This is a genomic window from Oceaniserpentilla sp. 4NH20-0058 (assembly GCF_040371755.1).
Taxonomy (GTDB): Bacteria; Pseudomonadota; Gammaproteobacteria; order Pseudomonadales; family Oceanobacteraceae; genus Bermanella.
This window is the reverse complement of record NZ_BAABWE010000002.1, coordinates 1-21,226: the sequence shown is the minus strand read 5'-3', so window position 1 is coordinate 21,226 and position 21,226 is coordinate 1. Positions and strand designations below refer to the sequence as shown.

Below are 21,226 nucleotides of genomic sequence, written 5' to 3'. Positions count from 1 at the left end.
AGGGTAGCCAATCATGTTGTTATGGTTAGCGGAATTTTTACAGCAGTATCACTCGGGTTTTGCCGTAGTAAATTATTTAACGTTTCGAGCCATTTTTGCCACGTTAACTGCTTTGGCGATTGGCTTGTGGTGTGGTCCGATTGTGATTCGTAAACTTCAAGAAAAGCAAATTGGACAATCAGTGCGTGATGATGGACCGCAGTCTCATTTAAGTAAGGCGGGCACTCCAACAATGGGTGGTACGTTGATCTTACTGGCGATCTCTATTAGTACATTGCTTTGGGGGAACTTGGCTAATCATTATGTTTGGGTTGTTTTATTGGTAACCCTATCTACAGGTGTCGTCGGTTTTGTGGACGATTATCGAAAAGTAGTGCAAAAAAATTCAAGAGGTTTACCTGCGCGCTGGAAAATGATTTGGCAAAGTGTGATAGCACTGATTGCAGCTGTTTATTTATACGCTAATGCACAAAGCCCAGCTGAAACCACGCTTATTGTTCCTTTCTTTAAGGATATCGCGATTGAACTTGGTCTTTTTTATATCGTACTTACCTATCTTGTAATTGTTGGTAGTTCAAATGCAGTCAATCTGACTGATGGTTTAGATGGCTTAGCCATTTTGCCAACGGTAATGGTGGGTGGTGCATTAGGTGTTTGTGCTTATTTAGTCGGAAACGTGAAATTTGCCGAATATTTGTTTTTACCGTATTTAGGTGGTGTGGGTGAGGTAACGATATTCTGCGGCGCGTTAGTGGGAGCTGGAATCGGTTTCTTGTGGTTTAACACGTACCCTGCACAAGTATTTATGGGTGATGTTGGATCTTTAGCACTTGGTGCTGCATTGGGTGTACTTGCAGTAATGGTTCGCCAAGAAATTCTACTGTTCATTATGGGTGGCATTTTTGTCGCAGAAACCGTCAGTGTTATTTTGCAAGTGGCGTCATTTAAAATGACAGGTAAGCGCATTTTTAGAATGGCTCCTTTGCATCATCATTTCGAGTTAAAAGGTTGGCCAGAACCGCGGGTGATTGTGCGTTTTTGGATTATTACATTGTTTTTAGTGTTGCTAGGTATGGCAACACTTAAAATTCGTTAATAGGCATTGGTTCATATGGTTGCAGCAAAACCTATTGTGGTGGTTGGATTAGGCAAAACGGGGTATTCCGTGGTTGCTTTTTTTGCTGCACGCAATATGCCTGTAGTAGCTATGGATACTCGAGATGAGCCACCTTTTGCTCAAACTATTTTGGATAACTTTCCTAATGTAGAAATGTGTTTAGGTAAACTTGATGAGATCCAACTATTAAAAGCTGAAAAAGTAGTGGTCAGTCCGGGTTTGCCATTAGCAACTAAAGAAATCAAACAAGCACAAGACGCGGGCATAGAGGTCGTAAGCGATATTCAAATATTTGCTGATTATGCTAAAGCGCCAATTGTTGCCATAACAGGTTCAAATGCTAAGAGTACAGTAACTACGTTAGTTGGCCTTATGGCACAGGATGCGGGTTTGCATACGGCCATTGGCGGTAACTTGGGTACGCCTGCGCTGGACTTAATTGATGATAGTGTTCAGCTTTATGTAATGGAATTAAGTAGTTTCCAGTTAGAAGCAACGCCTAATTTAAATCCACTTGTTGCTACTGTATTGAATATAAGTCCAGACCACCTAGATCGCTATGATAGTTACAAAGATTACTATGAGTCAAAGCAGGTTATTTTTAATGGGGCTAAGTGGGGGGTGATCAACTTAGATGATACGTTGTCAGCACCAATGTTTGCACAGCCTGAACGTATGGTCGGTTTTACTATTAACGAGCCAGAAAATAATCAGTTTGGAGTGTGCAAGCAAGCTGAAAAATTATATTTGTGTAAAGGCAAAGAGTTACTTTTGGAGAGCGGCTTATTAAAAATTAAAGGTAGCCATAACCGCAGTAATGCATTGGCTGCGTTAGCTTTAGGCGAGTGCGCAGGTTTGCCTATGAATAGCATGCTTAAAACGTTATCAACGTTTGCTGGACTTGAGCATCGTTGCCAGTGGGTTCGAAAAGTAAATGGTGTGGAATTTTATAACGATTCAAAAGGCACCAATGTTGGTGCAACCCAAGCGGCTCTTGAGGGGCTTGGTCCTGATATTAAGGGTCATATTGTGTTAATGGCGGGTGGTGTGGGGAAAGATGCAGACTTCCAGTGTTTGTCAGATCAAGTTAAAGCCTATGTTTCTACATTAGTGGTTTATGGTCGAGATGCTCAGTTAATTGCAGATGTATTGCATCAAGAATGCAAGGTAATACAGGCCAGTAGTTTTGAAGATGCTTTTAGCAAAGCATGTGAGTCGGCCAAGCAAGATGATGCAGTTTTGTTATCGCCGGCCTGTGCCAGTTTTGACATGTTCAATAGTTTTGAGCACAGAGGTGAGACGTTTGTGAAATTGGTGGAGGCGTCATGAGTTCAGCCACTCGCACCGTTACCACTACGCCAGTTTGGCAAAAGTTCGATTTTAGCCAGTCCATCATCTTAGATCGTCAGTTATTGTGGGCGGTTACTATTTTATCATCCCTAGGCTGGTTGATGGTGACATCCGCCAGTATGGATTGGGCCAACCGAGAGTTTGGCAATAACCTTTATATTAGTTTGCGCCATGGTATTTATTTGTTGCTTGGTGCTATTACTGCTTATGTGGTGGTGCACGTACCACTTGAGTGGGTGCGAAAAATGAGCGGGGTATTAATCTTACTTTCTTTGTTGAGCTTGGTTGCGGTTGTGATTCCAGGTATTGGTCGAGAAGTTAACGGCAGTATGCGCTGGATATCATTAGGTTTTATGAATGTGCAGCCTAGTGAATTTGCTAAGTTGGCTACGGTTTTGTACATGGCTAGTTATTTAGAGCGTCGTCGTGCTGAAGTGCAATCAAAGTGGTCAGGGTTCATCAAACCCTTATTAGTATTAGCACTATTGGCGGTTTTACTCTTACTCGAACCTGATTTTGGTGCGGTGGTTGTATTGATGTTGGCTAGTTTGGCTTTGCTATTTTTAGGTGGTGTTAAAGCAGGTCAGTTTTTATTAACCGCTATCGTCGTAATAAGTGCATCGGTGCTTATTTTGTTGAGCCAGCCATATCGTTTGAAGCGACTAACTGGTTATTGGGAGCCTTGGACACCTGAGAATGTTTATGGCAGTGGCTATCAATTAACACAAAGTTTAATTGCATTTGGTCGTGGTGAATACTCTGGTGTGGGATTAGGTAATAGCATACAAAAGCTGTTTTATTTACCAGAAGCTCATACGGATTTTGTATTTGCTATTTGGTCTGAGGAAACCGGTTTACTGGGGTCTGCACTTATTATTGGATTGTTCATTTACATTTTTATTAAAGCCATGAAGCTTGGACGTAAGGCATATGAATTTCAGCAGTATTTTGCTTCATTTGTTGCCTATGGAATGGGGTTGTTAATTGGCTTTCAAGGATTTATTAATCTAGGTGTGAATATGGGGTTATTACCAACTAAAGGTTTAACCTTACCGTTTGTTAGTTATGGCGGTTCTAGTTTGATTGCATGTTGTATTGCATTAGGTTTGCTATTAAGAGTTCATCACGAAATGGAGTGCCTAAATGAAAAAAGGTAATGTGATGATCATGGCAGGTGGCACTGGTGGCCATGTGATTCCAGCATTAAGTGTGGCGAAAGAACTCAAAGCCAAGGGTTACCAAGTACACTGGCTTGGCAGTATTAAGGGTATTGAAAATGATTTAGTGCCAGATGCTGGGTATGAACTTCACCGTATATCGGTGACGGGTCTGCGCGGAAGTGGCTTGCTCAAAACCTTGTTGGCGCCACTTCAAATTATGCGGGCTCTGTGGCAAGCATTTAAAGTATTTCGTCAGGTAAAACCTGTTATGGCGTTGGGTATGGGCGGATTTGCATCGGGGCCGGGTGGTTTTTTGGCGTATTTATTACGGGTGCCGCTGGTGATCCATGAGCAAAATGCAATTCCAGGAATGACCAACAAAATATTAAGCGCCATGGCAAAAACGTTATTGCAGGCATTTGAAGGTACATTTGCAAAAGCTAAGTCAGTCCGATCAGTTGGTAATCCAGTACGCAAAAATATTGTTGAAATACAGCCGCCGCAGCAACGCTTAATGAATCGAAGTGGCCCGTTAAATGTGTTGGTGGTGGGGGGCAGTTTAGGTGCTGTGGCGATTAATAATATTTTGATTGAAATGATGGCTAGCCAACCTAGCCATATCAATGTTTGGCATCAAGTGGGTAAACGTAACTATGCAGATGTGAAACAGGGTTATCAAAATGCCGGAGTGGATCAAGTTAAAGTTAGCGCATTTATTGGCGACATGGCTCAAGCCTACGAGTGGGCAGATGTAGTAATTTGTCGCTCAGGGGCGTTAACGGTTAGTGAAATGATGGCCGCGGGAGTGGCATCTATTTTAATCCCTTACCCGTTTGCCGTTGATGATCATCAAACAGCAAATGGGCAGTTTTTAGTGTCAGCGGGTGCTGCACGATTAAATCCTCAGCGTGAATTAACCGCACAGGGTTTATTAAACGAATTAAATGACTTACATCAAAATCGTGAGTCTATTATCAAAATGTCAGTAGCAGCGAGAACCTTGGCAAAACCTGATTCCGCCAGTGTCGTTGCGAAATATTGTATTGAGGCCATCAATGTCTGATTCAAATAAAGCAGTACAGCGCTGGGAAATACCAGAGATGCGACGTATACGCCGCATACATTTTATTGGTATTGGTGGCGTGGGTATGTGTGGAATTGCCGAGGTTCTGTTAAACCAAGGTTATGAAATCAGCGGCTCAGATTTACGCCAATCTGCAGTGACGGATCGCTTACAATCATTAGGTGCAATGATTTATTTAGGCCATCAAAAACAAAATGTTGAACAAGCGGATGTAGTGGTTGTGTCAACTGCAATCAACTATGCAAACCCTGAAATTCAATACGCAAATGAGCACAGAATTCCAATTGTACGCCGTGCTGAAATGCTCGCTGAGTTGATGCGATTTCGTCATGGCATTGCCATTGCTGGTACTCATGGAAAAACCACTACCACAAGTTTGGTGGCATCAATACTCGCAGAAGGTGAAAAAGACCCAACATTTGTTATTGGTGGTCGCTTGACCAGTGCAGGCACTAATGCAAAATTAGGCGGTAGCCGTTACTTGGTTGCAGAAGCGGATGAATCAGATGCCTCGTTTTTACACTTGCAACCCATGGTTTCTATTGTAACTAATATTGAAGCGGACCACATGGACACCTATGGTGGCGACTTCAATCAATTGAAAAAAACCTTTGTGGATTTTTTACATAACTTGCCTTTTTATGGTTTAGCCGTTTTATGTGTGGATGATGAAACAGTAAAAGATATTTTGCCGGAAATTAATCGCCCAGTATTAACCTATGGTTTTGATGAAAGTGCTGATTTTTATGCCGTCGATGTACAACAGGAAGGAATATTCACCACGTTTACTGCTAAGCGCCCTAATGACCATAAAGATTTAACCATCAAGTTGCGTATGCCTGGGCGACACAATGTCTTAAACGCGTTGTCTGCTATAGCAGTAGCAACCGATGAAGGCATTTCAGATGAAGCTATTATTACGGCTCTTGAGAAGTTTCAAGGGGTTGGTAGGCGCTTTCAAGTGTGTGGCGAATTTCCACTTAACGATGGTGAAGTGATGTTAGTGGATGATTATGGTCATCATCCAACAGAAGTGGAAGTCACCATTCAAGCGATACGCAAAGGTTGGCCAAACAACCGACTAGTAATGATGTTTCAACCCCATAGATACACTCGTACACGAGATTTATATGAAGATTTTGTGCGTGTATTAAGTGGCGTAGACGTTTTATTGTTAATGGATGTATATCCGGCTGGTGAAGACGAAATTCCGGGTGCAGATGGACGCGCGTTAGCAGGTACAATTCGCCAGCTAGGTAAAGTGGATCCGATTTTTATTGAAAGAGGGGCGGATGTAAAACCCATCTTAAAAAATGTGTTAAAGCCAGGGGATATTTTAATGACGCAAGGTGCTGGTAATGTAGGCACGTTAGCCATTGAATTGACTCAAGCATTACCAGAGTTATTGGAGAGTATTGATGGCTAATACTCCGCAGCAAAATTTTGGTAAGGTCGCCGTTTTATTGGGGGGCAATAGTGCTGAACGTACAGTGTCTTTAAATAGTGGCAATGCTGTTTTTGAAGCGTTAATTTCGCAAGGGGTTGATGCAGTAAAAATAGACTCAAAAGAAAACCTAATTGAGCAATTGAATCAACACAATGTAGATATAGCGTTTATTGCACTTCATGGCGTTGGTGGTGAAGACGGTACTATACAAGGTCTATTAGAATTTTATGGATTGCCCTATACCGGAAGTGGTGTCAAAGCCAGTGCCATATGTATGGATAAATGGCGTACTAAATTAATTTGGCAGGGATTAGGATTACCTACACCGGAATTTATATCGGCTTGTGATGTCAGTGAATTGACGGCATTTTCACAAAAAGTAGGTCTTCCATTAATGGTTAAACCTGCTTTAGAAGGCTCGAGTATCGGGATATCAAAAGTTAAGCATGCATCAGAAATCGAATGTGCATTTAAAGCAGCCAATGATACGGGTTCGCCTGTATTGGCTGAGCAGTTTATTACAGGTAAAGAATTTACAGTTGCGATTTTAAATGGCAAAGCACTGCCTGCGATACAGCTAAAGCCCGCAAATGACTTTTATGATTACAACGCTAAATACATTCAAGATGATACTGAGTATTTATTGCCTTGTGGTTTAAGTGAAGAAAAAGAACTTGAACTTCAAGGGTTGGCTTTGAAAGCGTATGAAGCATTAGATTGCCAAGGCTGGGGTCGAGTTGATGTAATGCAAGACGAAGCTGAAAAATTTTGGCTAATTGAAGTAAATACTGTACCAGGTATGACTGATCATTCTCTTGTACCTATGGCTGCTAGGGCATCTGGACTTGAATTCCCTGGTTTAGTGTTAGAGATACTCAATGCGGTGCATCGTTAATGAAAGGGAAAGGAGCCACTCGTCACAAGCAAAAGACATCAGTATTGGCGAGCCTCTTAAATGCTCGCATACTGAAACCGCTTTCTATTGCTGTGACAGTGTCTTCAATTATGCTGGCTGTGGTTTTGTTAATATTACAAGCGGCTAATAAGTCAGTGGATCAATTACAGTTAAACGAAAAATTAGTGCATATTAACCAAGATCGGGTATTGAAAGAGATCTCACCTTGGTTTCCACAAGGGTATATTTACCTAGATGTGGGTGCTATACAGGCACAATTACAAAGTATGATTATGGTTTCACAGGTCAGTGTGGAAAAAATTTGGCCAGAAACACTTAAAATTACCATAGAAGAAGAGCGACCAGTCGCAATTTGGAATGGAAAAAGCATGCTAAGTGAAAAGGGTGACATTTTACCGTTAGCCCTCAAAAACTTGGATTTACCTAAATTAAATGGGGCCAATGAAGAAAGTAAATTGGTTATGCAGCATTTCTTATTGTTTAACCGCTGGGGTAAGCGTCATCAATTAAGCCTAGTGGGGTTGCAGCATTCTTCAGCTGGTTGGAAATTAGAATACGAAGCGGGTTTGCAGATTTGGCTAGATCACAATAAGGCCAAGAGTGGGTTGCAACAACTAGAACATGTAATGAATCAATTTAACTTATCTCAAATTGAAAAAATTGATATGAGATATGAGCAAGGATTTGCAGTGGCTTGGAAAAAAATTGCAAGTCAAGCGCAGGGATAGATGCAGGCTAATAAGAGAAAAACTATGACCGTAACTGCAGAAAACAAATTAATTGTCGGCCTTGATATTGGCACGTCCAAAGTGGTTACCATTGTGGGTGAGGTAAATTCACAAGGTATCATCAAGGTTGTGGGTGTCGGTAGTCATCCTTCTCGTGGTATGAAAAAAGGCGTTGTAGTGAACATTGAGTCCACTGTGCAGTCTATACAGCGCGCCATTGAAGAAGCGGAATTAATGGCTGGTTGTCAAATTCACTCTGTTTATGCAGGTATTGCAGGTAATCACATTCGCTCTATGAATAGCCACGGCATAGTGGCTATAAAAGATCGTGAAGTAGAACAAATGGATATTGAGCGCGTACTGGATGCAGCAAAAGCAGTGGCAATACCAGCGGATCAGCGGATTTTGCATGTTTTGCCTCAAGAATACGTGATTGATTTACAAGAGGGTATTAAAGAGCCAATTGGCATGGCAGGTGTGCGCTTAGAAGCCAAAGTGCATATGGTCAGTGGTGCACTTAATGCTGCACAAAACATTGAGAAATGCGTGCAGCGTTGTGGTCTAGAAATCGACGACATTATATTAGAGCAATTAGCCTCTAGTTATGCAGTATTAACGGATGATGAAAAAGAGCTTGGCGTATGCATGGTCGATATAGGGGGAGGCACCACGGATATTGCCATCTTTACCGAAGGTGCTATTCGCCATACTGCGGTGATCCCTATTGCTGGCGATCAAGTGACTAACGATATTGCCATGGCATTGCGTACTCCAACTCAGCACGCTGAAGAAATTAAAATTAAGTACGCTTGTGCTTTAACCCAGTTAGCTGGCGCTGATGAGCTGATAAAAGTGCCAAGTGTCGGTGAGCGTGCCCCTAGAAACCTCTCTCGACAAGCCTTGGCAGAAGTGGTTGAGCCTAGGTACGAAGAATTATTCACTCTAATACAGGCTGAATTAAGGCGCAGTGGGTTTGAAGATATGATCGCTGCAGGTGTGGTTTTAACCGGAGGGACATCCATGATGGAGGGCGTGGTTGAACTGGCTGAAGAAATTTTTCATGTCCCCGTGAGGTTGGCAAAACCTCACGGTGTAGAGGGCCTAACGGATGTGGTTTCTAACCCAATATACGCCACATCTGTCGGGTTATTAATTTACGGTGCAAAGCATCAGTTAGGCGAATTAATTTTTGCTCGCAAGGAAGACGACCCAATTGGTTTCGTTGCACGCGTAAAAAATTGGATTAAAGGGAACTTTTAATATTTAATAGGCGCTAGAATAGCAGTAAAGCGCCTGACGAATAATAATTTTTAAGGAGAAGGGCGATGTCGCAAAGAGATGGGGATATGTTTGAATTAGTAGATGAACCTCAACATAACGCAATCATAAAGGTTGTGGGTGTAGGTGGTGGTGGCGGCAACGCCGTTGAGCACATGGTGTCGAGCCAAGTTGAAGGCGTAGATTTTATCTGTGCAAATACTGACTCTCAGGCACTAAAAAACATGTCTGCTCGTTCTGTCTTGCAGTTAGGCTCCACTGTGACCAAAGGTCTAGGAGCAGGTGCTAATCCAGAAGTTGGCCGTCAAGCTGCTATGGAAGATCGTGAACGTATCGCTGAGGCACTAAACGGTGCTGATATGGTCTTTATTACAGCTGGTATGGGTGGTGGTACCGGAACCGGTGCTGCACCTGTTGTGGCCGAAGTAGCTAAAGAACTAGGCATTTTAACGGTGGCTGTTGTAACCAAGCCCTTTCCATTTGAAGGACGCAAGCGTATTAGCGCAGCGGCAGGTGGTTTAGCGGAACTTGAGAAGCATGTTGACTCCCTAATAACAATTCCTAACGAAAAGTTACTGGCGGTACTGGGTAAGAATACGTCATTATTGGATGCTTTCTCAGCGGCTAATGATGTATTGCTAGGCGCAGTGCAAGGTATTGCGGATCTCATTATTCGCCCTGGTATGATCAACGTGGATTTCGCCGACGTACGTACAGTTATGTCGGAAATGGGTCAGGCAATGATGGGAACAGGTTTCTCTTCTGGTGAAAACCGTGCCCGTGAAGCAGCAGAGGCAGCTATTCGCAGTCCACTGCTAGAAGATGTAAATTTACAAGGTGCCCGCGGTATTCTGGTGAATATCACGGCTGGCATGAACTTATCCTTGGGTGAGTTCACAGAAGTGGGTGACACGATAGAGGAATTCTCATCAGATAACGCTACAATCGTAGTCGGTACCGTTATAGATGAAAATATGACCGATGAACTGCGCGTAACCGTTGTGGCTACAGGGTTAGGTGCAATGGAAGCGGCGCCGAAAAAAGTAGTGGATAATACTACTAGCAAAGTGGACGGCAATGTGGACTACAAAAAGCTAGATCGTCCGACGGTCATGCGAGGTTCAAACGCTCAAGCAGCGCCTCAATCAAACCCAGATACAAATAATAGCAAGGATATGGATTACCTAGATATCCCTGCATTTTTACGCCGCCAAGCTGATTAAGCATGGCGGTTGGTCTATTCGATTATTATTAGTATAATGATCGATTGCCGTTAAAAGAGTAAGCGACAGCATCAATGATTAAACAACGTACCCTTAAAAACGCAATCAGAGCCACCGGGATTGGTTTGCATTCTGGTGAGAAGGTTTACCTGACTTTGCGCCCGGCCCCGATTGATACGGGTATTGTCTTCATTCGTACGGATTTAGAGCCCGCTGTAGAAATCCAAGCTAAAGCGACAAATGTAGGCGATACAACGCTATCTACATCTCTTAACAATGGTGCCGCGAAGGTTTCTACCGTTGAGCACTTGCTATCAGCAATGGCAGGCTTAGGCATTGATAATGTATACGTAGAACTAAGCGCAGCCGAAGTACCTATTATGGACGGTAGTGCTGGACCATTTGTGTTCTTACTGCAATCAGCTGGTATTGAAGAGCAAAACAAAGCTAAGCAATTTATTCGCATAAAAAGCCCTGTAACGGTAACAGACGGCGATAAATCTGCTTCTTTTCAGCCATACAAAGGCTTTAAAGTGAGCTTCACAATCGATTTTGATCACCCGTTATTTGATGCAGAAAACCAAGTTGCCAGCTTAGATTTTTCCACTACTTCCTTTGTGAAAGAAGTGAGCCGAGCTCGTACTTTCGGATTTATGCGCGATATTGAATACCTTCGCTCTCAAAATTTAGCGTTAGGTGGCAGTGTCAGCAATGCAATAGTGGTTGATGATTACCGCGTACTTAACGAAGACGGACTTCGTTATGACGATGAATTCGTAAAACATAAGATTTTAGACGCCGTGGGTGATTTATACCTGCTTGGGCATAGCTTAATTGGCGAATATGTTGGTGTAAAATCAGGCCATGGCCTGAACAATCAGCTACTGCGGGCATTACTGGATCAGCCTGAGTGCTGGGAGTTCGTTTCCTTCGATGATGAGGAAGCCTCCCCTATCTCATATGCTAAACCTGTAGCTGCTGTTTAGCTTTAAGAAATAGAACTTGTAACGGCACGTAAAGTGCCGTTATTTGTATATACTGAAATGTAATGATCAGTATTACTGTGATTTTTGTCTCATACTGTGGGCTGGGTTCCGTCTAAACTAAATACCAGTTAACAAATTTAGGACGCGCTGAGTGAATATTATAATCGTAGGTCAGCGTCACGGTCGCTCTAAGACTATATCTTTGGGGCCCGTGGCTCGTTGGATATTAACGTTTATTTTAGCTGTTATGCCTTTTTCTATGGGGGCTGCAGGCTATTATTTAACCATGATGTTGGCAGATGAAGGTCTATTTGGCCCTGAGACTGCTAAGGCATGGGAGCAAGACCTAACTCAACAACGTAAAAAGCTCGATAAAATACGTGAGCAAACCGACGAGCAGCTAGTCGGTTTAACTCTGCGTATGGCTGAGTTACAAACCCGTTTAACCCGACTTGATGCCTTAGGCGAACGCCTAATTGATCAATCTAAGCTTGATAAAGGCGAATTCAATTTTGGTGATTTACCGGCAATAGGTGGCCCGAATCGTCAGGATGTGGGTTCTGTCTATCAAGCCCCAGGCATCATGTCTGTGTTAGATGAGCTAAGCGAGCAAATAGATAACCGCGAACAACAATTAGAAGTATTAGATAGTCTGTTGGGTGCGAAAAAAATCACTCGCGATACCTTCGTTGCGGGCCTGCCAATCAAAAAAGGTTGGATGTCATCCCGTTATGGGATGCGAACTGATCCATTTACTGGGCGTTTAGCATGGCATGGCGGAGTAGACTTCGCAGGTAAAAGCGGTTCGGATATCGTTTCTGTTGCCTCTGGTGTTGTAACATGGGCAGCCAAACGCTATGGCTACGGTCTTTTGGTTGAAGTGAATCATGGTAATGGCTACAAGACACGCTATGCGCACTGCAACGAAATTACAGTCAAAGTAGGTGATGTGGTCCGTAAAGACCAAGTGGTTGCCTTAATGGGCAGTACAGGCCGTTCAACTGGTCCGCATGTTCACTTTGAAGTATACAAAAATGGCCGTACAGTTGACCCTGCAGCCTACATACATCGCACTCGCCGATAAATTCTTATTCCCCTCATAACTTAATTTCGGTATAACGCAATTATCAAATTGCGTTATCCAGTTTTTTACTAATAACAAACAGAATAAAAGAATCTTCCCAATGTTCATCAAAGCATTAGCCAAAGTACTTGGCAGTAAAAACGAACGAGAATTAAAACGTTTACGTAAAGTCGTGAAAAAAATAAATGAGTTAGAGCCCAACTTCGAAGGCCTAACCGATCAGGCTTTAAAAGATAAAACGGAAGAATTTAAGCAGCGTATCAATCAAGGGGAAAGCCTCGATCAGATATTACCCGAAGCCTTTGCCGCCCTAAGAGAAGGCAGCAAACGAGTAATGGGTATGCGTCATTTTGACGTTCAGATGATTGGTGGTATGACGCTTAATAACGGCAAAATTGCCGAAATGAAAACCGGTGAAGGTAAAACCTTAGTTGCAACCCTCGCGGTATACCTAAATGCATTAAATGGCTTGGGTGTTCATGTTATTACAGTGAACGACTACCTAGCGGAACGTGATGCCAACTGGATGAAGCCTTTGTATGAATTTATGGGCCTATCTGTTGGTATCGTTCTTTCGGGACAAGATTCAAAAACCAAGCAAGAAGCCTATCAAGCTGACATTACCTATGGCACGAACAACGAATTTGGCTTTGATTATCTGCGTGACAATATGGCGCTTTCAAAAGAAGAGCGTGTTCAACGTGGTTTAGCGTTTGCGGTAATCGATGAAGTTGACTCCATCTTAATCGATGAAGCCCGTACGCCGTTAATTATCTCTGGTGCAGCACAAGACAGCTCTGAAATGTACCAGCGTATTAACCTCTTAGTGCCAAACTTGATTGAGCATAAAGAAACCGAAGAAGAAGTAGTCGAGCAAGAAGGTCACTTTGTAATTGATCTTAAATCACGCAGTGTTGAACTAAACGAAGCGGGTCATGAACTAGTAGAAGACATGCTGATAAAAGAAGGCTTGCTAGAAGAAGGCGACAGCTTATACGCACCAAGCAACCTAATGATGTTGCACCATGTACATTCGGCGTTACGCGCGCATACCTTATTCCAACGTAATGTGGACTACATTGTTTCTAACGGACAAGTAGTGATAGTTGATGAGCACACTGGTCGTACTATGGCTGGTCGTCGTTGGGGTGATGGCTTGCACCAAGCGGTAGAAGCAAAAGAAGGTGTGAAAATTCAGGCAGAAAGCCAAACGTTAGCCTCAACTACTTTCCAGAACTACTTCCGTTTATATACCAAACTGTCGGGTATGACAGGTACAGCCGATACAGAAGCATTCGAGTTTCGTGAAATATACTCACTGGATGTGGTTGTTATCCCAACAAACCGTCCAGTATCTCGTATAGATTATAATGACTTGGTGTTCTTAACCGAAGATGAAAAATACCAAGCCATAATTAAAGAAATCTTAGAGTCGAAAGAGAAAAAACGCCCAGTACTAGTGGGTACTGCTAGCATCGAGAGCAGTGAATTAATTTCAGAAGCTCTGAAAGAAGCGAAAATAAAACACAACGTACTGAACGCCAAAAACCACGCAAACGAAGCCCAAATTATCGCGGATGCTGGACGTCCTAGCGCGGTAACGATTGCAACCAATATGGCTGGTCGTGGTACCGACATTAAATTAGGCGGCAATTTAGAGCGCGAATTGGAGCAAATAAATAACCCTAATGATGACAAAATTGCGGCAGCAAAAGCTGACTGGCAAGAACGTCACGACACGGTTATTGAAGCAGGTGGGTTACACATTTTAGGTACTGAGCGTCATGAAAGCCGTCGTATTGATAATCAGCTACGTGGTCGAGCTGGTCGTCAAGGGGATCCAGGTTCATCGCGTTTCTTCCTATCTTTAGAAGACAGCCTCATGCGCATATTTGCCAGTGATCGAACTCGTCGTTTAATGCAAGCGCTTGGTATGAAAGACGGCGAAGCCATCGAACATAAAATGGTTTCTAATGCCATTGAAAAAGCCCAACGTAAAGTGGAAGGCCGCAACTTTGATATGCGTAAGCAACTATTAGAGTACGATGACGTAGCCAATGATCAGCGTCGCGTGATCTACCAACAGCGTAATGAATTGCTAGAAGCTGATAATATCGCTGGTACTATCGAGTCCATCCGTGAAGATGTTGTTCAAGAATCTATCAGCCAATATATTCCGCCGCAAAGCATGGCAGAGCAGTGGGATATAGACGGACTAGAACACGAATTAGCAAAAGAATTCGGATTAACAGTCCCTGTATCTGGATGGTTAGAAGAAGATAAAGCACTTTATGAAGAAACCCTTCGTGAACGAATAAAAGAAAAAATAGACCAAGCCTACACGGACAAAACCGAGCAAGTTGGTGTGGATATGATGCGCGAAGTTGAAAAACGCATGATGCTACAAATTGTTGATCATCAGTGGAAAGAACACCTAGCCACTATGGATCACTTGCGTCAGGGTATTCATTTACGTGGCTATGCACAAAAGAATCCTAAGCAAGAATATAAGCGTGAATCCTTCGATTTATTCAAACAATTACTGGATGATATTAAACACGAAACCATTCGTAACTTATCCCATATCCAGTTTATGAGCCAAGACGAAGTGAAGCGTATGGAAGATCAAGCTCGTGCACAGGCACAAGCTCAATCTTTAGAGTTTGAACATGAAAGTGCATCAGCACTTGCTGCAGAAGAACAAACGCAGCAACCAGCACAAGTGCAAGAAGAACATGCAAAACCATTTGTTCGTGAAGGACAAAAAGTAGGTCGTAATGATCCTTGTCCATGTGGATCTGGTAAAAAGTACAAACAATGTCATGGCAAATTAGCCTAATTTAAAAGGAAAAACGTAAACATGCCGGTAAACTTATCTGTATTTGAAGACTTCAATACAATCAAAGGCATTAACATTGGTACCGCTAACGCAGGTATCAAGCAGACCATGCGACCTGACATTGTCGTTTTTGAGCTGGAAGAAAGTGCAACCACAGCGGGTATTTTTACTGAAAATGCCTTCTGTGCAGCGCCAGTGAAAATTTGCAAAAAACATTTAGCGGCAGCTAATACGCGTTACTTGGTTATTAATACAGGTAATGCTAACGCAGGCACTGGCGAAGGTGGCCATGAAGACGCCATGGCAATTTGCCAAACCATTGCAACTGAAAAAGGCGTTAGCATTGAACAAGTGTTGCCCTTTTCAACAGGTGTAATTGGTGAACGATTGCCAATGGATAAAATACTGCCTACTTTGCCAAAAGCCTTAGCCAACCCGCAAGACAACATTTGGTTTGAGGCCAGTCGAGGCATAATGACCACAGACACTCAACCAAAAGGCATTTCGACGCAATTTGAAATAGATGGGCAAACCATTTCTATTTCGGGCATCTCAAAAGGAGCAGGGATGATCAAACCTAACATGGCTACCATGTTAGGGTTTATCGCCACAGACGCTCCGGTTGAAAAAGTCATTTTGCAAAAGTTATGTTCTGAGCTTGGAGATAAATCGTTTAATCGAATATCCATTGACGGTGATACTTCTACTAATGACTCCTGCATGTTAATGGCCAGTGGTACGGCCGATATTGCAGTGATTGATGACGAGGCAAGCCCTCAGTACCGTACATTAAAAGCAGAGCTTGAAAAAGTATTTATGTACTTGGCTCATGCCATTGTGCGTGATGGCGAAGGTGCCACAAAATTTGTCGCTATTGACGTTAGCCACTGTGAAAACGCAAAAGAAGCACTGCGTATTGCCTATACCGTTGCCCACAGTCCATTAGTGAAAACGGCCTTATTTGCATCCGATGCAAACTGGGGGCGTATATTAGCAGCGGTTGGTCGCAGCGGTGTGCGCGACATGATCGTTGAAAATATTAATATCTATTTAGATGATGTTTGCATTGTGGAAAACGGCGCACGCGCAGTTAGTTATACGGAAGAAGCAGGGTCCAAAGTAATGGCGCAATCGGAATTAACCATTCGCATTGATATGGGGCGAGGAAATGCTAACGAAACCGTGTGGACCACAGATTTGTCCCACGAATACGTTTCGATTAATGCCGATTATCGCAGCTAAACAACAATATTAGCTATCAGCAAGCTTAGCGAGAGTTAAGCTTGCTTTTTTTTGCCCAAATTTTAAGGACGTAACATGAAAAAGATAGAAGTGGTCGCCGCTGCTATATTGTCGTCAGATTTAACCCAGTTATTCATAGCCAAGCGTGCCAGCCAAGCGCACCAAGGAGGACTATGGGAATTCCCCGGTGGTAAAAAAGAAAACGGGGAAACTCCAGAACAAGCCCTGATTCGTGAGCTAGACGAAGAAATAGGCATTCACGCGCAAAGCGTTTCCCCACTCATCAGGCTAGAGCATGATTACGGCGATAAGTTAATCGAGTTGGATGTCTATGTGGTGAATGAATTCCGCGGAGAAGCACATGGTGCCGAAGGACAAGTGACGAAGTGGATTTTGATGAGTGAGATAGATGCTTATGATTTTCCAGAGGCCAATGTGCCGATTATAGGGGCGCTGAAAAAGAAGTTAGGGTTAGGTTGATTTACAGTTTATAAATGCGGTACTCAGCAATTATAATTTATAATCGACACGGGTCTGGGTTTACGTTTTCTTTTGAAATGATGCCCCCTAAGCAAGTTAATTTTAGAGGGTATAACCGATTTAGAGACTGCCGCTGGCCTTTAACTGTTTTGCAATCGCTCGAAAGGCTGTAATCGCTTCATACTCGTGTGGCTTGAAGTTAGCATCCGCACTGGTTTTCACGATCACGAGATTCGCACTCGGGTTCACATAAATAAACTGCCCCCAGATGCCGATTGCAGTGTAGTCGCCCTTAGACTCACGTGGAATCCACCAGTGATACTGATAGCCCCAATCTTGATTAATATGACCTGCTTGTAGGTAGGGTTTATTCGGTTTAGTCGCGTGCTGAACCCATGCCTTGGAAATAATCTGCTGATTGTTGATTCGGCCCTCGTGTAAATGAAGTAGGCCGAGCCGCGCGAAGTCGCGAAGCGTGGCGTTCAGCCCCCAAAGGCTGACTTCGGTTTCATATTGATCAGTCAGCCATAAGGCACTTTCGGTAGCGCCCATAGGTTTCCAGAGTCGCTCCTGCATCACCAAATGCACCTTCTTGCCGAACACGTTTTCTATCAGCATGCCTAGCGCCTGAGTATTTATACTGGCGTAGTGAAAGAGTTCACCGGGGGCTGCAGTGCTGCCATAGTCATTGATTACCTCATCTATAGGGCGTAGCCAGATGAACATTTTGTCGTAGATCGTATAGGCATCTGTACTGGTGTCGTCGTAGTGCTCGGAGAAGTCAATGCCAGATGACATTTGCAATATATCGACGATAGGTACTTGATGAAACCCAGACTCTTTTAACTCAGGTACATATGTCGTGATCGGGTCACTCAGGCTTTGAATTAGACCGTCATCGAGAGCAATACCCACGAGCGTTGCAATAAATGATTTGGCTACAGAGAAAGAAGTCACTCGGTCGTGGGCATCATAATCCTTGAAATAACGCTCATGGATGATCTGATCATTCTGAATGACGAGAAAGCCAGTGGTTTCGCTGCGCTGGAGAAACTCATTAACAGAATACTGCTTGCCTTTGAATCGATACATGTCAGCAATAGGTTTTTGAGAAAGACTGAATGGCACTGGGTTTGTCGATGCCGCAATGGGATTACTGTTAAATATTCGGTCCATATGCCGGAAGTTGTCGGCCAGTTTATCTTCATCGAACAGTGTCAGTTTGGAATGATAATAATTCACGAGGTTGCTACTGCTTAAGCCTATTACGAACAATAGGACTGTAGCGTAAAGCATGTATGATCGTTTCATTTGGTGACTCCTATAGCTTTTGTTATGTTATATCGCGAAATTAAGATATATTAAATATCAAAATACCAGTTGAGTTTGAGTTCGGGCTAACTGCAGCTGAGCCAATTCTGCACTAGGTTTAGATATTCAGCGATGCGGTTTTTGTTGACTCGGTAGAAGACCTCTTTGTTGATCTTCTCGGAGCTGAGAATACCAGCCTGCTTCATTTGTGTTAGATGCATTGAGGTGGTGGACTGGGCAAGCCCAATACGCTCGGCCACCTCCCCTACCGTGTGGGGCTGTTTATCAATAAATACACTAAACAGGATCTTCTGCCGATTCTCGTTAGCGAGGCCGCGGAAGAAAGCTAGGAGAGCATCATCGTTTGGAGTCATAGTAATTCTTCCATTTGTAATTTCGTTATATAACGAAATGTAGTCTTATTTGAACTGATTGTAAAGGGGGGGAGTTGAGCATGCAGCGGGATACACAGTGATAAGCAGGTGTGGACCTAAGACTTATTTATCCTTTCATGGTTTTGGTGTACACAATGCTTCATTTTCCAAATTTTGGAGAATGATCTGAAGATTGCCTTAATGATCAAATATGGTCTTTTAAATATGATTATTCCTTGCAGTAATTAGTCTGTATGTATAAACAGTATATTTTCAATAAATCAAAAAAATCATGCGCGTTTTTACCTTAAAATAATAAAATAGTGCGTGTTTTTACTGGTGCCCTGAATTTAAATCGTGCAATATCAACGACTTATAAAAATTAATCCTGAGATTGCGAGAACCCGCAATTAGGTTAATACCGCGCATGCGCGTTTTTCTTGAGAAGCCGAAACGGAATTTGGTCTATAGCCCAGAAATGGCGAGTCTTCCAGACGATCTTTCCTTCAAAATCAGAATTGCAAAAACGCGCATGCGCACGATTAAAATGTTATAAATCAAGGAGAGGCAGTGTCAGATTCTTGTAATTGTGATGAGAATGCAGATATAAATGCAGATATCATTTTTCATTGCAAAAATTGCTCAAATGAAATTGAAAGATTTCAAATCAAGAAGCCCCTTAAGGCCGCTGGAATAGCTGCAATTTTGGCTTATGGTGGTAGCCAGTTTATTGATTACGCTATCACTGATAACAGATATCCTTTAGATATTGAGTATGAAATTCTTAACGCTTGCTCAAATTCTTATCGGGAGCCTGTTAGCTATCGAGTTTATGGAAGCAGAAATGAAATATGTTTGTGTGCGATGGAGGATACAATGAATGAGATATCCTATATTCGTTATAAAGTAAGCGAACAGGCCTTTTTAAAGGCCTTTGATAAGAATGCTGAAAACTGCCAAAAGTAACTATTTGCCCTTTGGTGGGTTGTTACCTCTTCCACCACCAGATGGGTTTCCTGTGGTGCTTGGCCCATTTGGAGGGTTACCGCCAGCATTTGCGAAAATTGTAATGTTTAAATTATGCATAATAGAATCCTCTTTTGTTTAAAGTCCCAAACTGGGAATATTTAAATTAACACTTTCATCGGGACAAATAGGGACAATGAACACTAACGAGTTACAAGAAGTTATTAAAGGCACAATAGATGGTCTTGGATGGAAAATTCCGAAACTAGCAGAGGTGCTGTATATACATCTGAATGATGAAGAACCAAATGAAGAAGAATCCATTAGAAAATTCTACGAAAAATTAAAAGGGCAGCTGAAACGTCCCACCACACCTCCAGAGGTTTTAGAGCAATATATAAATGTAATTCGCACTCACCCAGACTATCAAAAGTGCAACACTGTTCTCCCCCAATATATTCCAGGGCATCGCATTAGTAGTAATATTCAATCCGGTATGAAAAGGATTTCAAAAAATATCACCAAAGGGCTCGCAAATGATTTATAACAAGGCCCAGCAATACGCAGCCTACGGCTGCCGGACTCGCTACGCTCGCCGTTGTGGGCGGCGTTATACGTATAAGGAGGTTCAGTGGATTTGCTAATTTTAGGTGTTTTTCTTATAGCACATTTTTATATCTCTTTTTTAGTATGTAAATATTTTGCTAAATTTTATGATTATGAGCTTACTTCAACACTTAAAGCTTTTATTACAATTTTGACTGGGCCTTTAACTTTTGCATTAATGATGTTGGTTTTATTTATTACGCCTTTAAGTCATTTGGAGGCTGGAATTATGGATGGAGGCATTGCTCTAATGTTCATCTTGTTTACACCATTATTCCCAATTGTTAGTTACTTTCTCGTTAAGTCGGCTCATAAATTTAAATTAGGTATAAAATACGTATAACAAGGCATTCAAGTGGACAAATTACAGTTTGTTGTTCGCTTCGCTCAAATTATAACAAACTGTAATTAGCCGCTTAATGTGGCGTTAGGGCACCCATGAAGTAAAACCTATGAGAAATTTAATACTGGCTGTTCTTCTCACTATTCCATCAATGGCGTTTTCACAAGCTGACGGAGAGTCTGCGTTGGTCAGCATGGCAAATGAGGTAGCACAATCGTCCTGTGACAAAAATATAGACTACAAGAAACTATTTTCGTTGGCTGTGTCTGGTCAGTATACAGGAGCAGCTAATTCCGAATGGCTCTCAGAGATTAATGAGGCAGCATTTTTCAAGTGTCCAGAGGGTTTCTTAAGAAGCCTATCTTCGTTTCCTCCTATGGAACAAGATGAGGTTTTAAAGTATTTTGGCATAGTAAATCCACCATGGGATATTGCTACTGCTCTGGAGCCATACGAAGAAAATCATGAGCTAAGTAACTTTGTAAACAGAAAGCTGGGTGGTTTTAAATCTGTTCCCAAGCCCTAACAAGGCCAGTCAGCAGGACCTACATTCCGGTGCTGGTGAAATAATTAATTCTAATTAATTCAGACACCCATTATAGCAACAATAAATATTTGCGGATCGCGTAAATATCAAAATTGTTATTTGAGGTGAGGTTGGATGGCTAAAAAACGCGAACAGATTGAATTTC

The 21,226-nt window shown here is 42.5% G+C and carries 20 protein-coding genes; 18 read left to right on the top strand and 2 right to left on the bottom strand.

Features of this window, described 5'->3' with window-relative positions; genetic code table 11:
• Positions 1–13 precede the first annotated feature (13 nt).
• The 14 genes from mraY to mutT all read left to right on the top strand — a co-directional run bounded on the left by mraY (position 14) and on the right by mutT (position 16,934).
• Complete coding sequence (mraY, locus tag ABWV45_RS03215; RefSeq protein ID WP_353348632.1) at positions 14–1,096, top strand: phospho-N-acetylmuramoyl-pentapeptide-transferase; 1,083 nt, start codon at positions 14–16, stop codon at positions 1,094–1,096.
• A 15-nt stretch (positions 1,097–1,111) separates the two neighbouring features.
• Complete coding sequence (murD, locus tag ABWV45_RS03210) at positions 1,112–2,446, top strand: UDP-N-acetylmuramoyl-L-alanine--D-glutamate ligase (RefSeq protein WP_353348630.1); 1,335 nt, start codon at positions 1,112–1,114, stop codon at positions 2,444–2,446.
• The gene (gene ftsW, locus ABWV45_RS03205) at positions 2,443–3,624 is read left to right on the top strand and encodes a putative lipid II flippase FtsW (RefSeq protein ID WP_353348628.1); all 1,182 of its coding nucleotides are present in this window, start codon (positions 2,443–2,445) and stop codon (positions 3,622–3,624) included. The genes murD and ftsW overlap by 4 nt, the downstream gene beginning before the upstream one ends.
• Positions 3,611–4,690: an undecaprenyldiphospho-muramoylpentapeptide beta-N-acetylglucosaminyltransferase gene (murG, locus tag ABWV45_RS03200; protein WP_353348626.1), complete on the top strand. Its 1,080-nt coding sequence runs from the start codon at positions 3,611–3,613 to the stop codon at positions 4,688–4,690. Before ftsW ends, murG begins: the two co-directional genes overlap by 14 nt.
• Positions 4,683–6,137, top strand: coding sequence for a UDP-N-acetylmuramate--L-alanine ligase (murC, locus tag ABWV45_RS03195; RefSeq protein ID WP_353348624.1), 1,455 nt, complete (start codon positions 4,683–4,685; stop codon positions 6,135–6,137). The genes murG and murC overlap by 8 nt, the downstream gene beginning before the upstream one ends.
• Positions 6,130–7,053 carry a D-alanine--D-alanine ligase gene (locus ABWV45_RS03190; protein ID WP_353348622.1) on the top strand — a complete coding sequence of 308 codons (924 nt, stop codon included), beginning with the start codon at positions 6,130–6,132 and terminating at the stop codon, positions 7,051–7,053. Before murC ends, ABWV45_RS03190 begins: the two co-directional genes overlap by 8 nt.
• Positions 7,053–7,802 carry a cell division protein FtsQ/DivIB gene (locus ABWV45_RS03185; RefSeq protein ID WP_353348620.1) on the top strand — a complete coding sequence of 250 codons (750 nt, stop codon included), beginning with the start codon at positions 7,053–7,055 and terminating at the stop codon, positions 7,800–7,802. The genes ABWV45_RS03190 and ABWV45_RS03185 overlap by 1 nt, the downstream gene beginning before the upstream one ends.
• Positions 7,803–7,826: 24 nt before the next feature.
• Positions 7,827–9,062 carry a cell division protein FtsA gene (gene ftsA / locus ABWV45_RS03180; RefSeq protein WP_353348618.1) on the top strand — a complete coding sequence of 412 codons (1,236 nt, stop codon included), beginning with the start codon at positions 7,827–7,829 and terminating at the stop codon, positions 9,060–9,062.
• Positions 9,063–9,148: 86 nt separating this feature from the next.
• Positions 9,149–10,303, top strand: a complete 1,155-nt coding sequence (gene ftsZ, locus ABWV45_RS03175; protein WP_353349389.1) for a cell division protein FtsZ — start codon at positions 9,149–9,151, stop codon at positions 10,301–10,303.
• A gap of 74 nt (positions 10,304–10,377) precedes the next feature.
• On the top strand, positions 10,378–11,289 hold the full coding sequence (gene lpxC / locus ABWV45_RS03170; RefSeq protein ID WP_353348616.1) for a UDP-3-O-acyl-N-acetylglucosamine deacetylase: 912 nt from the start codon (positions 10,378–10,380) through the stop codon (positions 11,287–11,289).
• Between the two features lie 151 nt (positions 11,290–11,440).
• Positions 11,441–12,373, top strand: coding sequence for a peptidoglycan DD-metalloendopeptidase family protein (locus ABWV45_RS03165; RefSeq protein ID WP_353348614.1), 933 nt, complete (start codon positions 11,441–11,443; stop codon positions 12,371–12,373).
• A gap of 100 nt (positions 12,374–12,473) precedes the next feature.
• On the top strand, positions 12,474–15,212 hold the full coding sequence (gene secA / locus ABWV45_RS03160; protein ID WP_353348612.1) for a preprotein translocase subunit SecA: 2,739 nt from the start codon (positions 12,474–12,476) through the stop codon (positions 15,210–15,212).
• A gap of 21 nt (positions 15,213–15,233) precedes the next feature.
• Entirely contained in the window at positions 15,234–16,454 is a 1,221-nt protein-coding gene (gene argJ / locus ABWV45_RS03155; protein WP_353348610.1) for a bifunctional glutamate N-acetyltransferase/amino-acid acetyltransferase ArgJ, read from the top strand.
• Positions 16,455–16,529: 75 nt separating this feature from the next.
• A complete protein-coding gene (gene mutT / locus ABWV45_RS03150; RefSeq protein ID WP_353348608.1) occupies positions 16,530–16,934 on the top strand; it encodes an 8-oxo-dGTP diphosphatase MutT in 405 nt (134 codons plus the stop codon).
• A 120-nt stretch (positions 16,935–17,054) separates the two neighbouring features.
• Here the strand turns inward: mutT and ABWV45_RS03145 are convergent, their stop codons facing one another.
• Together ABWV45_RS03145 and ABWV45_RS03140 are read right to left on the bottom strand one after the other, a co-directional pair.
• Positions 17,055–18,245 (bottom strand): serine hydrolase domain-containing protein, encoded by a 1,191-nt coding sequence (locus ABWV45_RS03145; protein ID WP_353348606.1) that lies wholly within the window; start codon positions 18,243–18,245, stop codon positions 17,055–17,057.
• Positions 18,246–18,331: 86 nt separating this feature from the next.
• Positions 18,332–18,619, bottom strand: coding sequence for an ArsR/SmtB family transcription factor (locus ABWV45_RS03140; RefSeq protein ID WP_353348604.1), 288 nt, complete (start codon positions 18,617–18,619; stop codon positions 18,332–18,334).
• A 570-nt stretch (positions 18,620–19,189) separates the two neighbouring features.
• On the opposite strand from ABWV45_RS03140, the gene ABWV45_RS03135 reads away from it, so the two are divergent.
• The 4 genes from ABWV45_RS03135 to ABWV45_RS03120 all read left to right on the top strand — a co-directional run bounded on the left by ABWV45_RS03135 (position 19,190) and on the right by ABWV45_RS03120 (position 21,060).
• Positions 19,190–19,585 carry a hypothetical protein gene (locus ABWV45_RS03135; RefSeq protein ID WP_353348602.1) on the top strand — a complete coding sequence of 132 codons (396 nt, stop codon included), beginning with the start codon at positions 19,190–19,192 and terminating at the stop codon, positions 19,583–19,585.
• A gap of 196 nt (positions 19,586–19,781) precedes the next feature.
• Complete coding sequence (locus ABWV45_RS03130; protein ID WP_353348600.1) at positions 19,782–20,132, top strand: hypothetical protein; 351 nt, start codon at positions 19,782–19,784, stop codon at positions 20,130–20,132.
• Between the two features lie 84 nt (positions 20,133–20,216).
• Positions 20,217–20,534 (top strand): hypothetical protein, encoded by a 318-nt coding sequence (locus ABWV45_RS03125; RefSeq protein WP_353348599.1) that lies wholly within the window; start codon positions 20,217–20,219, stop codon positions 20,532–20,534.
• A gap of 109 nt (positions 20,535–20,643) precedes the next feature.
• Entirely contained in the window at positions 20,644–21,060 is a 417-nt protein-coding gene (locus ABWV45_RS03120; RefSeq protein ID WP_353348597.1) for a hypothetical protein, read from the top strand.
• Positions 21,061–21,226: the final 166 nt, after the last annotated feature.